This window comes from Bradyrhizobium sp. MI1.4, assembly GCF_055811315.1.
The window spans coordinates 270,577-282,883 of the sequence record NZ_JBVVPP010000006.1; the positions used below are offsets into that span (position 1 = coordinate 270,577).

Consider the following 12,307-nt stretch of genomic DNA (forward strand, 5'->3'; position numbering starts at 1 on the left):
TCAAACCGCCCTGCTAAGCGCACCGCCGTCCGGGTGAGGCGCGGCAGAGCCGGCGGGCGCATGATTGACGACGAGACCGGTCGGCACGGTGGCGTACTTCGACAGCGCGGCGGTCACCCGTCGCATCGCCGCCGAACCGAGCTCGCCGGCGCGCACCACCGGGATGATCAGGTCCGCGTGCGCGGCGAGCGCGATCGCATCTGGCTGCAAGGCAAGATTGTTCGCATGGACGATGATCAAGTCGAACTCCGAGCGAATGTCGTCCTCCGGCCGCGCATCGGCCTTCCTGCCGGCGCTCAGCAGCTCGTCGATCGACTGGAGTCCTGCCGTGGTCGAGCCGTCCTGCCATTCGGTCACCGGCGGTTGGGCGCCCGCGAATTCCGGCTGCAGCCGGATCAGCACGCTCATCATGCCGCGATTGACGGCCGCGCGGTTGAGCGAGCGCGCAACGGTGTTGCCGCCGGCGCTCTTGCCGACCGACAGCACGAGGGCGACCTTGCAGCCACGCACTGGGGCACGATCGATACGCTCGAGCAGCGGACGCAAGTAAGCGCCGAGATCGACCTCGGCTGGGGCGGCAATCGGTCGTTGCCAGACAGTGTTGGGCGCCGCTCCCGACATCAGTTCGGGAATGCGGGACCAGACCGGAAGGTTCGGCATCGCCTCGGGTTGCTGCACGGCCGGAGCCGGACGTTGGGCTTGCCGCTTGGGCGTCTCCCTCGCCTCCGCCCGCGCGGGCGTTCGAGCCGGAGCCTCGGCAGGATCGGACTTGTCGGACATGCTCATCATCGCCGCAACCGTAGCGGTTGACGTCAGCAGCGAGCCGATCGCGAGCGCGGCGAGCAGCAAGGCGAGCGGCGGACGCGTCGAGCGCAGCGGCGGGATCGCGGGCGAAGCGATCTTGGTCTGCGAGCTCTGAAGCTGACGCTGCTCGTTGGTCGTCTTGAACCGCGACAAAAACTGCTCGTAGATGTTCTTGTTGGCATCGGCATCGCGCTGCAGCTCCTGCAGCTTCACGAGCGCCTGGCCGTCCACCAGCATCTGCGTCTCGACCGCCTTGAGCTGCTTTTCCAGCGCGGCCTGCTGCTCGAGCTGGGCCTCGTATTCGGACTTCGCGGTGTCGATGTTCTTCTTCCGCTCGACCTCGATCTGCCTGTTGATGTCAGCCAACTGGCTGTAGGAGATCGCAAGATCAGGATGGCGGTCGCCGTAGACCGCCTTCTTCTGTGCGATCTGGTCGTTCAGGGTCGAGCGCTGCGCGCGAAGCATGCTCAGGAGATCCTGCTTCACCGGACCTTCGACATTGGCCTTGAGATCGCGCTGCACCTGCTCGTAACGCGCCTTGGCTTCCTCGGTGCGCGCACGAGCCGCGGAGACCTGCTGGTTCAGGTCGGTCACCCGCAATTGCTGGGTGGTGGAATCCTTGCCGGCATTGAGGATCTTGTGCTCGAGCCGGAAGGCTGCGACGGCGTCTTCCGAGACGCGCAGGCGCTCGCTGAGCGTCTTCAGCCGGTCCTTGAGCCAGTCGGCCGCCTCGTCCGTCGCATCGCTGCGGACGCGGCTCTGGGTCGCGACGAACGCCTCTGCGATGGCATTGGCATAATACGCTGCCCGCTCCGCACTGTTCGAGGTGAACGAGATGGCGATGACGTAAGTCAGGCCGCGACGCGAGATATCGAGGCGGCTGCGGAGTTTTTCGAGCAGGCGCGTCATGTCGGTATGACCGCCTGCGATATCCTCGTCGTCGGCGATCTTGAGCTTCTCGATCAGGGGCCGGAGAAAGCCGTCCGATTTGGCGATCTCGATCTGGCTCTGAAGCGCAGCGGCGTCCTGGCCGATGCCAGGCAGCACGTCCTGATCCGTGGTCACGCGCAGCTCGCGGGGATCGACCACGACGAGCGCCGTCGCGGCATAGCGGACCGGCAGCACCATCAGCACGGCGACGCCGAGCGCGAAGAGTGCCAGCGCCAGCATCAGGATGCGCCGGCCGTTCTCACGCAGGAAAGAGAACGCGCCGGTGAGGGTCAGCGATCCCTTGATCAGCGCGGGGGCGGTGTTGTCGGGCGTCGCCGCCGCAGCCCGCGGCGCTTCCCACGAAGCCGCGGGCTCCGTCGGGGCGATGCTTCGCGGAGATGCGCTTCTACCGAACGCCATGGGGTTGGACTCGAAATCAACTAACAGGCACAGCCTAGAGACTTGCTGCACCGTAAATATCCATGGTTAACCCGCGGTTACGGCTGCCGCGAAGCTCGGTAAACGGTTCGTTAAGGAGACGACGCACTTCGACGACCCGGCGCGCCGGATCTCAAAACAAAGCGGCGTTGCCAGCCTGCCCGTAGATCATTGCGGCCACGAGAGAGAGCAGCAAGCCCGCGCCCGAAAAGATCACGAGGACTTTCAGAGTTTCGACATCAACGTTGGTTCTCGTCGCGCGGGATATCGCCTTTGCCAGTGCAGCCATCATCGCCAGCTCCGAACAGGCCGCGCGGAGGCGCGACCTGTTTTGTCTAGCGTCATTGGGCGCATTTGCGTGTGAAGCAGATTACAAGTGATGTTGCGTGCTGCACCTCGCACCGCCGGCCGAGCGTGCCTGGATCTTACCATTCATAGCACACCGCGCCCTTGCCTGCGCAGCAGCTGTGACGTGCCCTCGCGTATCACGGGCGGTCGCGCGATATACATCTTTTGCGGGAACCCGCCGACTTGCTGGCACTTTGCGGTGCAGGCTCGCGGCCGGCATTATTCTCAACTGATTCTCGTCTGACGAGGTACGGATGCCGCGGCCGATCATCGGCGCGGTCCCTGTCAGGCGGAAACGATCTTGGTGCCGAGGATGATTCGGCGTCGTCAGGGGAGGACAATTTGCCATGCCTGGGATGACTGGACTGCAGCTGGCCGGCGCTGTCGCCGCGGAGCGCCCCGGGACGGTCATCCTCCTGAGCCCGGGATACGCAGAGATTCCCAGCAACGAACGATCCAGCCTGCCGCGCTTATCAAAGCCATTCGACCAGGCTGCGTTGGCGAAGGCTATCGAGGCGGCAATGCGCGAAGACGAGCCAAGCGGATCCATCGTCGCTTTTCGGCCGAAGAGCGCGTGAAAGCCGGATGATGAATGGCGCACCGTCTGGTGCGGTCCCGATTCGGAAGCGCCAATGGTCCATCAAATCCCGCCGGGAAGCTCAACGCCCGCTTCCGTCAGGTCACGGAGGAATTTCCGCACCAGGAGCATGTTAGTTCTCTGCAACTCGTGATTATTGCCGAACTTGAACTGGTTGGCTTCGGTTACGATCAGACCCTGGTCGGTCTCGCGGAAAATGCCTTGCTTCTTCAAGCGATCGGCGCGCCGCCGAACGGTTTCGATCGGCAGACCGAAAAAGCGGGACAGGGCGGCACGGGAAACGCCCTGCTTGATCTTGTCCGGCTCCACCGCCTGGATACTGCCAAATTGCCGGTCGAGTTCGGGGGTCTTCATGATCTTGAGAACGTTGGCGTTCAGGACCGCATGAATGATCATCAAGTCCAGCGGATCGAAATCGTAGTGGCGGAACATTTCGCTGGCTGCGCACAGCATGTAGGCCAACGAGTGGCGGGAGACGGTTCGGATCAAATCCGACGCGATGTCCTCGCCTTCAGTCATACCAACCATCACCAGTCCCCGATTCTACGGATGTCCGGTCCGACGCCCACAAGCCGGTTCTATGTATCCGTGGCGCACCGCGCGTGAGGCAGGACCGGTCTGCTGTTTCCCCCAATATGGGTATGGTTGCGGTTCAATCGGGTCAATAGCCGGCTTGTCGGCAATATCATTTTCACCGATACGGGATTGAGTGGCCGGGCGCGCAATTGGCGCGTGCCAACGGTGGTCGTGGGCCAAATGACATTCATCATCGAAGCTGTAAAAGACGACTGCCGCACCGTGGATTTCCGTGACAGCGCGATCGTTGCGGTGATCCTGGCCCGCAAGCATTCGGTGAATGGTTTTGTAGTGTCGATCACGGCTCCGGACGGGCAGCTTTTTTCCGCCGATCAGTTCAACCGTTTGCTGACGAGCAAGGGGCTTGGTTCGGATCTGGCGGCGCAAGATGTAGGGCGGCGCTAAAGCGGGCTTTGTCGGCGGTACGCAGAATCCCGAACAGTGCAATTGATTGTCATCGCGCCGAAACGGGTGCGCCGCCTGCGGACGAAACGAATGGATGCGGGAAATCGGCGTCGATCGCGTATTCGAAAATGGCGCGCCCGGAACGATTCGAACGTCCGACCCTCAGATTCGTAGTCTGATGCTCTATCCAGCTGAGCTACGGGCGCGTTTTTCGCTGACATTGCGGGCGTGGCCCGCAGGCAGCCCCCGGCGACGCCGGAGGGGTGCGAAAGAGCGCCCTGACTAACCGCTCTTGCCCCAATTGGCAAGGTCCGGATTGAGGTGATTTTGCTGGGAAATGACGGTTTCCGCACTCAGCCGCCGGCCGACCTACGCCCGCGCCCGCTCGTTGCGGACGGAGAGCAGTTCCACGGGGCGGTCGGGGATGACGATCCGGAAGGTGGCACCGATGGTGCCTTCGACCAGATGGATGTCGCCGCCATGGGCGCGGACCAGCTCGGCGGCGATGGCAAGGCCGAGGCCGCTGCCGCCGGGGCGGCCGGAGGTCTGGAACGCCTCGAACAGGTGTTCGCGAGTCTTCTGCGGCACGCCAGGGCCGGTATCGGAGACCTCGAGGATGGCGACCGCGCCCTCGCGTTTTCCCGTGATCCGGATCTGCTGCGCGCCGCCCTCGGCGGACGCATGGCTTTCCAGCGCTTGGGCGGCGTTGCGGACGAGGTTGAGCAGCACGCGGAAGAGCTGGTCGGGATCGGCATCGACCGCGAGCCCGCGCTCGATTGCGGCGACCCAGGAGATCGAGGCGTCGGAGGCAAGGCCAGCGGTCTCGCGCACCTCAAGCACCACCGGCTCGATCATGATCATGCGCCGGTCGGGCGCGGCTTCCTGGGCGCGGCCGTAAGACAAGGTCGACTGACAGAAGGCGATGGCGCGCTCGAGCGAGCGGACGAGTTTTGGCGCAAAGCGCTGCACCCGCGGATCCGGCACGCTGGCGAGCTGGTCCGACAGGAGTTGTGCCGAGGCCAGCAGATTGCGCAGGTCGTGATTGATCTTGGAGACGGCGAGGCCGAGGGCGGCGAGCCGGCTCTTCTGATGCAGCATCGACATCAGGTCGCGCTGCATGTCCGACAATTCACGCTCGGCAACGCCGATCTCGTCGCTGCGCTGGCTCGGCACGATGATCCCCGCCGAACTCTCGGGATTTTCGTGGAAGCCGACCAGGCTCGCGGTCAGCCGCCGCATCGGGCGCACGAAGAGATAATGCATGGCGAGATAGACGAGGCCCGCGGTCAACACAGCGATGATCAGCGCGACCACCACGACGTTGCGGGAGAAGCGGTACATCGACTGCCGCAGCGGCAGCTCGTCGGTGACGATCTCCATGAACTGGGCGTTGCCGACGCCGGGCCCGACGATCCGGATGGCCTGGTTGCCGGTCTCCAGCATCATCCGGAACGAGCCGGTGATCGCCTCCCACGCCGTCATGTCGCGCAGGTCGATGTCGTGCTCGATCGCGGCGGGCAGATTGTCGCTGGCGAGCAGACGGCGCTGCTGGCCCATCTTGATGGCGACGGCGCGCGCATTGATGCTTTTCAGGATCTCGCGCGAGAGCGAATCGGGGACCATGCCGAGCGGCGCCGCATCGAGCACCAGCGCCGCCGTGTTGGCCGCGGCGACGCGGTCGTTGAGCCGGTTGACCCAGAAGTTGGCGATGGCCGGCACGTAGAGCAGGATGGCCGCGATCATCACCAGGGGGACGGTGAGCAGCAGCAGCTTGCCGGACAGCCCAAGTCCGCGCGTCCCACGCGGCAGCGCCGCCGGCGGGTCCCGCTGATCCCCATCCTGGATCGGCTGGAGGTCTGTCGCTGCCACGAAATTCGCCCTCGCTGCCTTTACCGGGTTGAAGATTTGGCTGGTGAAGGGTTTGGCGCGTACGAAGATGCGGCCCGCCCCCAGCGCGGTCAAATTACAGATCGTCAATCTGCCAAGGTCGGATGTAAGCGCAGATTTGGCGAGTCGCTACCTCAAGGGTTAAAAACCCCGCACAAACAGCGATATTCGCCGGAATTGAGCTCTTGTGCGGCGTTGACGAAAAGAAGGCGCTCGCTTATAAGCCGCGCAATTGTCCGCGATGACCCGGTGTGACCGCCGGGAGCGGCTCTCTTGGGGCCGAAAAAGGCCCGTTTTGGGCAGCATCTTCCGGACTTTATCATCAATTCTACAGGCAAATTGCCCGGTCAGCGGAGAAAAACCCGTGAAGCGGACTTATCAACCCAGCAAACTGGTGCGCAAGCGCCGTCACGGCTTCCGTGCCCGTCTCGCCACGGCCGGCGGCCGAAAGGTGCTCGCCGCCCGCCGCGCTCGCGGCCGCAAGCGTCTGAGCGCCTGAGCCGGACCCCCTTTTTGGGATTTCATCATGGATCGGCTGAGGCAGCGAGCGGATTTCCTCGCCGTTGCCAATGGCGCGCGGGTGAATAGCCCCGCGTTCGTCCTGCAAAGCCGCGGTCGCGACGATAGCGGCCCGATCCGGATCGGCTTCACCGTCACCAAAAAGAACGGCAACGCCCCCGAGCGCAATCGCATCCGGCGCCGGCTTCGCGAACTGGTGAAGCGGCTCGATCCGGTGTCGATGCAGCCCCATCATGATTATGTGCTGGTCGGCCGAAGGGACGCGCTCTCGCGCGGCTTCGCCACCATGCTCGACGATCTGCGCATAGCGTTCGCGAAGCCCGCGCGGCATACGCACAAGGGACGCGGCTCAAAAAGCAGCCCAACAACCGACGGCTTAAAGCCCGGCCCCGCTCCTGCGACCAGCCGCAAACCGGATTGATGACGAGAGAATGATGACCGACAACCGCAATACCATCCTCGCCGTCATTCTGTCGGGCTTCGTGCTGATCGCCTGGCAATATTTCTACAACATGCCGGCGATGGAGAAGCAGCGCGCCCAGCAACAGGCGCAAGCCGAGCTGCAGAAGACCACGCCGCAGCCGACGGCTTCCGCGACGCCGGGCGCCACGCCGCAGGCCGGCAGCACGGCCCAGCCGTCGACGCCGAGCGCGAACCAGCAAGCCCAGCCGATTCAAAGCCGTGACACCGCCATTGCTGCCAGCCCGCGCGTGAAGATCGAGACGCCGCGGATCGCCGGCAGCATCTCGCTGAAGGGCGGCCGTATCGACGACGTCGCGCTGGTGCAATTCCGCGAAACGGTCGATCCGAAGTCACCGCCGATTATTCTGTATTCGCCCTCGGGGACCGCGGAGCCGTATTACGCCGAGTTCGGCTGGGTACCGGCGACGGGCGTGACGGCGAAACTGCCGGACGCGCAGACCGTCTGGCAGCAGGACGGCAGCGGCAGCCTGACGCCGACGACCCCGGTGCTGCTGAAATGGGACAATGGCGAGGGCCTCAGCTTCCGTCGCACCATCTCGGTCGACGACCACTACCTCTTCACCGTCAAGGACGAGGTGAGCAATGTCGGCAACGCGCCGGTCACGCTCTATCCGTTCGCACTGATCTCGCGCCACGGCACGCCGCAGGTCTCCGGCTACTACATCCTGCATGAAGGCCTGATCGGCTATCTCGATGGCTTGCAGGAATACGCCTACAAGAAAATCGACGAAGCCAGGACGGTGAACTTCAAGGCCACCAATGGCTGGCTCGGCATGACCGACAAATACTGGGCCTCGGCGCTGCTGCCGGACACCAGTGCGCAGATTCAGGCGCGCTTCTCGTCGAATCCGAGTGGCAACGTCCACACCTACCAGACCGATTATCTGCTCGATCCGGTCACCGTCGCGATCGGCGGCTCCGCGACCGCGAACGCGCGGCTGTTCGCCGGCGCCAAGGAAGCCAGCGTTGTCGGCATCAACTTCCCGCTCGCCGGCCATGGCGGCTACAACAAGGAACTCGGCCTCAACCATTTCGATCTGTTGATCGACTGGGGCTGGTTCTACTTCATCACCAAGCCGATGTTCCTCGGTCTCGACTTCTTCTACCGCTTCTTCGGCAATTTCGGCATCTCGATCCTGCTCGTGACCGTGATCGTGAAGCTCCTGTTCTTCCCGCTGGCGAACAAGTCCTACGCCTCGATGGCGAAGATGAAGTCGGTCCAACCGCAGCTTCAGGCGCTGAAGGAGCGCTTCCCCGACGACAAGGTGAAGCAGCAGCAGGAGATGATGGAGATCTACCGCAAGGAGAAGATCAATCCGGTCGCCGGCTGTCTTCCCGTGGTGATCCAGATCCCGGTGTTCTTCTCGCTGTACAAGGTGCTGTTCGTCACCATCGAGATGCGGCACGCGCCGTTCTTCGGCTGGATCAAGGATCTTTCCGCGCCGGACCCGACCAACCTGTTCACTCTGTTCGGGTTGATCCCGTTCGATCCGACCACTATCCCGGTGTTCGGCCACTACCTGGCGCTCGGCATCTGGCCGATCATCATGGGCATCACGATGTGGTTCCAGATGAAGCTGAATCCGACGCCGCCGGATCCGACGCAGCAGATGATCTTCAACTGGATGCCGCTGATCTTCACCTTCATGCTGGCGGGCTTCCCGGCGGGGCTCGTGATCTACTGGGCCTGGAACAACACGCTCTCGGTGCTCCAGCAGAGCTACATCATGCGCCGCAACGGCGTGAAGGTGGAGCTGTTCGACAACATTCGAAACTCCTTCAAAAAAAAACTGACGACTGAGGCGACGTAGCCGTCATTGCGAGGAGCGAAGCGACGAAGCAATCCAGAGTCCCTTCGCGGATGCATTTCTGGATTGCTTCGCTTCGCTCGCAATGACGCGGACAAACAGAAAGCCTTCGCATGAATGACGACAAAGATGCGAAGCTGATCGAGGTCGGGCGAAAGCTGTTCACGCGCGACTGGCAGTTCATCTGGGCCTCGCCCTCGACTGAAACGCTGCCGCCGATGGCGGGGCTGGAGATCGCTTTTGCCGGCCGCTCCAATGTCGGCAAGTCCAGCCTGATCAACGCGCTGACCGGCCGCAACGCGCTCGCGCGCACCTCGCATACGCCGGGCCGCACCCAGGAGCTGATCTTCTTCGAGGTCCCCGGGAAAAGTGACCTGCGCCTGGTCGACATGCCCGGCTATGGTTATGCCAAGGCACCGAAGAGCCAGGTCGCGTCCTGGACCGAGCTGATCCACAAATTCCTGCTCGGACGCGCGAGCCTCGCGCGCGTCTACGTGCTGGTCGACGCGCGGCACGGCCTCAAGGACGTCGATCTCGAAGTCCTGAAGACACTCGATCGCTCCGCGGTCAGCTACCAGCTGGTTCTGACCAAGGCCGACCAGATCAAGGCCGCCGAGCTTCAATCGCGCATCGTCGAGACCGAGGCCGCGCTCGCCAAGCGTCCGGCCGCGTTCCCGAACGTGCTCGCGACCTCGTCGCGGAGCGCAACCGGCATGGCCGAGCTGCGCGCCGCGATCGCCAAGCTGCTGGAAGAGCGCACCTCGTAATGGTGGCGTTCCGCCTGTTGATCGGGCTTGCCGGTATGATGGGCGCCGCCGGCGTCGCGCTGGCCGCCGCTTCCTCGCATGGCGGCGATGCGAGCCGGCTCGCCGCCGCAAGCGCCATGCTGCTGTTTCATGCAACCGCCATACTCGCGACCGTCGCCCTGCTCGGGCGCGGCCTTCTGCACGGCGGAATTGGCATCATCGCCGCGTCCGGCTTCGCAGCCGGCGCCGCGCTGTTCGCGGGCGACCTCACCTTGCGGCAATATGCCGGCCATTCGCTGTTTCCATATGCGGCGCCGACCGGTGGATCGGTGATGATCTTGAGCTGGCTGGCGGTGACGCTCGCGGCGGTGATGGTGAAGAAATAGTGGCTCTTTGTTCCTTCTCCCCTTGCGGGAGAAGGTGGCGCGAAGCGCCGGATGAGGGGTTCTCTCCACGAACTCACTATTGCGCGCGCGGAGAGAACCCCTCACCCGTCTCGCCGCTATCGCGGCGATCCACCCTCTCCCGCAAGGGGAGAGGGGAAGAACATCACTTTGCGCCCCGCCCGCCAATCGGATAGAACGCGGCCCGAGTATCCCGCCAGCGAGATCCGCCTCATGACCGAAATCTCCCCGCTCGACCAGGCCCGCATCCTGTCCGAAGCGCTGCCGCACATGCAGCAGTATGACGAGGAAACCATCGTCATCAAGTATGGCGGCCATGCCATGGGCGACGAGGAGACCGCGAAGAATTTTGCCCGCGACATCGTGCTGCTCGAGCAGACCGCGATCAATCCGGTGGTGGTGCATGGCGGCGGCCCGCAGATCGCGACCATGCTCAAGCGCCTCGGCATCGTCTCGGAATTCGCAGCCGGCCTGCGCATCACCGATGCCGCCACCATCGAGATCGTCGAGATGGTGCTCGCCGGCTCCGTCAACAAGCAGATCGTCGGCTACATCAACGAGGCCGGCGGCAAGGCCGTGGGCCTGTCCGGCAAGGACGCCAATATGGTGAAGGCGTCCAAGACGACGCGCACCATCATGGATCCGGACTCGCACATCGAGAAGGCGGTCGATCTCGGCTTCGTCGGCGATCCCGAGAAAGTCGATCTCACGCTGCTCAACCAGCTGATCGGCTACGAGCTGATCCCCGTGCTCGCGCCGCTCGCGACCTCGAAAGAGGGGCAGACGCTGAACGTCAACGCCGACACTTTCGCAGGTGCCGTGGCCGGCGCGCTTAAGGCAAAGCGGCTGCTGCTGCTCACCGACGTGCCGGGCGTGCTCGACAAGTCCAAGAAGCTGATCCCGCAGCTCTCGGTCAAGGACGCGCGAAAGCTGATCGCGGACGGCACCATATCGGGCGGCATGATCCCGAAGGTCGAGACCTGCATCTACGCGCTCGAACAGGGCGTGGAGGGCGTCGTCATCATCGACGGCAAGATGCAGCACGCGGTGCTGCTCGAGCTCTTCACCAACACCGGCACGGGCACGCTGATCCACAAGTGAGAGAAGAGCGGACAGGAACAGTGCTGGGAGAGCGGCGGCCTCGCCGCTCCGTCCTGACGCGCTTCCTGATGACGCTCCCTGCCGCGGCCATCTCGTTCGTGTTCTCCTCCGCACCGGCCTTCGCCGACCTGAAAATCTGCAACCGCATGTCCTATGTCGTCGAGGCCGCGATCGGCATCGACGACAAGGCGGCGACCGCGACGCGCGGCTGGTTCAGGATCGACCCCGCCACCTGCCGCGTGGTGGTGCAGGGCACGCTCTCCGCCGACCGCATCCTGCTCAACGCCCGCGCACTCGGCGTCTACGGCGCATCCCCGATCCCGCAGAACGGCAGCGACACGCTGTGCGTCGCGCAGGACAATTTCGTCATCGCGGCAGCGCGGCAGTGCCGCAGCGGCCAGACCCAAGCCGCCTTCACCCAGATCACCCCGACCCAAGGCGCGGACGGCAATTTCGTCGCCTATCTCGCCGAGGACTCCGAGTATGACGACGAGCAGGCCCGCCTCGCCGGCATCCAGCGGCTTTTGGTGATCGCAGGTTACGACGCCGCGCCGATCGACGGCGTCGACGGGCCGAAGACGCAAGGCGCGCTGGCCGCTTTCCTGAAGAGCCGCGGATTGTCGTCCGACATCCTGTCGTCGCCGAACTTCTTCAAGACCATGGTCGATGCCGTGCAGACGCCGTCTGCGACAGGCCTCACCTGGTGCAACGACACCGCGCACAAGGTGATGGCGGCGGTCGCCACCGACGACGGCAAATCGGTGACGAGCCGCGGCTGGTATCGCATCGACCCCAAGACCTGCCTGCACCCTGATGTGAGCGGCCAGCCGAAGCAGATATTCAGCTTCGCGGAAGCCATCGACGCCGATAACCGAATCGTCAAGCTGAAGGACAAGCCGCTGAACTGGGGCGGCGACAAGCAGCTTTGCACGCGCGAGACCAAGTTCGAGACCAACGAGCAGACCGACTGCGGCGCGCGCGGTTTCGCGGCCACGGGCTTTAGCGCGGTGGACATGTCGAGCGGCGGCAAGACGCTGCGGTTTGCAATGCCGTGACGGGTGCTGTTGTGATGGTACCGGTGCCACGCACGCCGCTGTCGTCCTGGCGAAAGCCAGGACCCATTACCCCAGGATTGGGTTTGGCGAAGAACGACGACCGCAGTGCCCCAATGATCGGTCACGGCGTATGGGTCCCCTGAGTTCACAAACGAAGTGCAACACTTCCATCTGGAGGTGTTGCCATGGGGCGGACTTACAAACA

The 12,307-nt window shown here is 63.9% G+C and carries 12 protein-coding genes and 1 tRNA gene; 8 read left to right on the forward strand and 5 right to left on the reverse strand.

Annotation, left to right across the window (positions count from 1 at the left end):
* From AC0L23_RS10070 to AC0L23_RS10080, 3 genes are all read right to left on the reverse strand, one after another.
* A complete protein-coding gene (locus AC0L23_RS10070; RefSeq protein ID WP_085361154.1) occupies positions 1 to 2,154 on the reverse strand; it encodes a GumC family protein in 2,154 nt (717 codons plus the stop codon).
* A 151-nt stretch (positions 2,155 to 2,305) separates the two neighbouring features.
* Positions 2,306 to 2,464, reverse strand: coding sequence for a hypothetical protein (locus AC0L23_RS10075; protein WP_018453041.1), 159 nt, complete (start codon positions 2,462 to 2,464; stop codon positions 2,306 to 2,308).
* Between the two features lie 696 nt (positions 2,465 to 3,160).
* Positions 3,161 to 3,637, reverse strand: coding sequence for a hypothetical protein (locus AC0L23_RS10080; RefSeq protein WP_244561233.1), 477 nt, complete (start codon positions 3,635 to 3,637; stop codon positions 3,161 to 3,163).
* Between the two features lie 237 nt (positions 3,638 to 3,874).
* On the opposite strand from AC0L23_RS10080, the gene AC0L23_RS10085 reads away from it, so the two are divergent.
* Entirely contained in the window at positions 3,875 to 4,099 is a 225-nt protein-coding gene (locus AC0L23_RS10085) for a hypothetical protein (protein WP_240543316.1), read from the forward strand.
* Between the two features lie 129 nt (positions 4,100 to 4,228).
* On the opposite strand, the gene AC0L23_RS10090 is transcribed toward AC0L23_RS10085, so the two are convergent.
* Both AC0L23_RS10090 and AC0L23_RS10095 read right to left on the reverse strand, forming a co-directional pair.
* Positions 4,229 to 4,305 (reverse strand) — tRNA-Arg (locus tag AC0L23_RS10090).
* Between the two features lie 163 nt (positions 4,306 to 4,468).
* Positions 4,469 to 5,968 (reverse strand): ATP-binding protein, encoded by a 1,500-nt coding sequence (locus AC0L23_RS10095; RefSeq protein ID WP_026232446.1) that lies wholly within the window; start codon positions 5,966 to 5,968, stop codon positions 4,469 to 4,471.
* Positions 5,969 to 6,350: 382 nt separating this feature from the next.
* Here AC0L23_RS10095 and rpmH point away from each other — a divergent pair, with 382 nt between their 5' ends.
* From rpmH to AC0L23_RS10130, 7 genes are all read left to right on the forward strand, one after another.
* Complete coding sequence (rpmH, locus tag AC0L23_RS10100) at positions 6,351 to 6,485, forward strand: 50S ribosomal protein L34 (RefSeq protein WP_008542748.1); 135 nt, start codon at positions 6,351 to 6,353, stop codon at positions 6,483 to 6,485.
* A 27-nt stretch (positions 6,486 to 6,512) separates the two neighbouring features.
* The gene (gene rnpA / locus AC0L23_RS10105) at positions 6,513 to 6,926 is read left to right on the forward strand and encodes a ribonuclease P protein component (RefSeq protein WP_018453036.1); all 414 of its coding nucleotides are present in this window, start codon (positions 6,513 to 6,515) and stop codon (positions 6,924 to 6,926) included.
* 13 nt (positions 6,927 to 6,939) lie between these two features.
* Positions 6,940 to 8,799 carry a membrane protein insertase YidC gene (yidC, locus tag AC0L23_RS10110; protein WP_085384274.1) on the forward strand — a complete coding sequence of 620 codons (1,860 nt, stop codon included), beginning with the start codon at positions 6,940 to 6,942 and terminating at the stop codon, positions 8,797 to 8,799.
* 110 nt (positions 8,800 to 8,909) lie between these two features.
* Positions 8,910 to 9,563, forward strand: a complete 654-nt coding sequence (yihA, locus tag AC0L23_RS10115) for a ribosome biogenesis GTP-binding protein YihA/YsxC (RefSeq protein ID WP_085351580.1) — start codon at positions 8,910 to 8,912, stop codon at positions 9,561 to 9,563.
* Entirely contained in the window at positions 9,563 to 9,928 is a 366-nt protein-coding gene (locus AC0L23_RS10120) for a DUF423 domain-containing protein (RefSeq protein WP_085361179.1), read from the forward strand. The genes yihA and AC0L23_RS10120 overlap by 1 nt, the downstream gene beginning before the upstream one ends.
* Positions 9,929 to 10,159: 231 nt before the next feature.
* Positions 10,160 to 11,047, forward strand: coding sequence for an acetylglutamate kinase (gene argB, locus AC0L23_RS10125; RefSeq protein WP_007597683.1), 888 nt, complete (start codon positions 10,160 to 10,162; stop codon positions 11,045 to 11,047).
* A gap of 68 nt (positions 11,048 to 11,115) precedes the next feature.
* On the forward strand, positions 11,116 to 12,102 hold the full coding sequence (locus AC0L23_RS10130; protein ID WP_018453032.1) for a DUF1036 domain-containing protein: 987 nt from the start codon (positions 11,116 to 11,118) through the stop codon (positions 12,100 to 12,102).
* Positions 12,103 to 12,307: the final 205 nt, after the last annotated feature.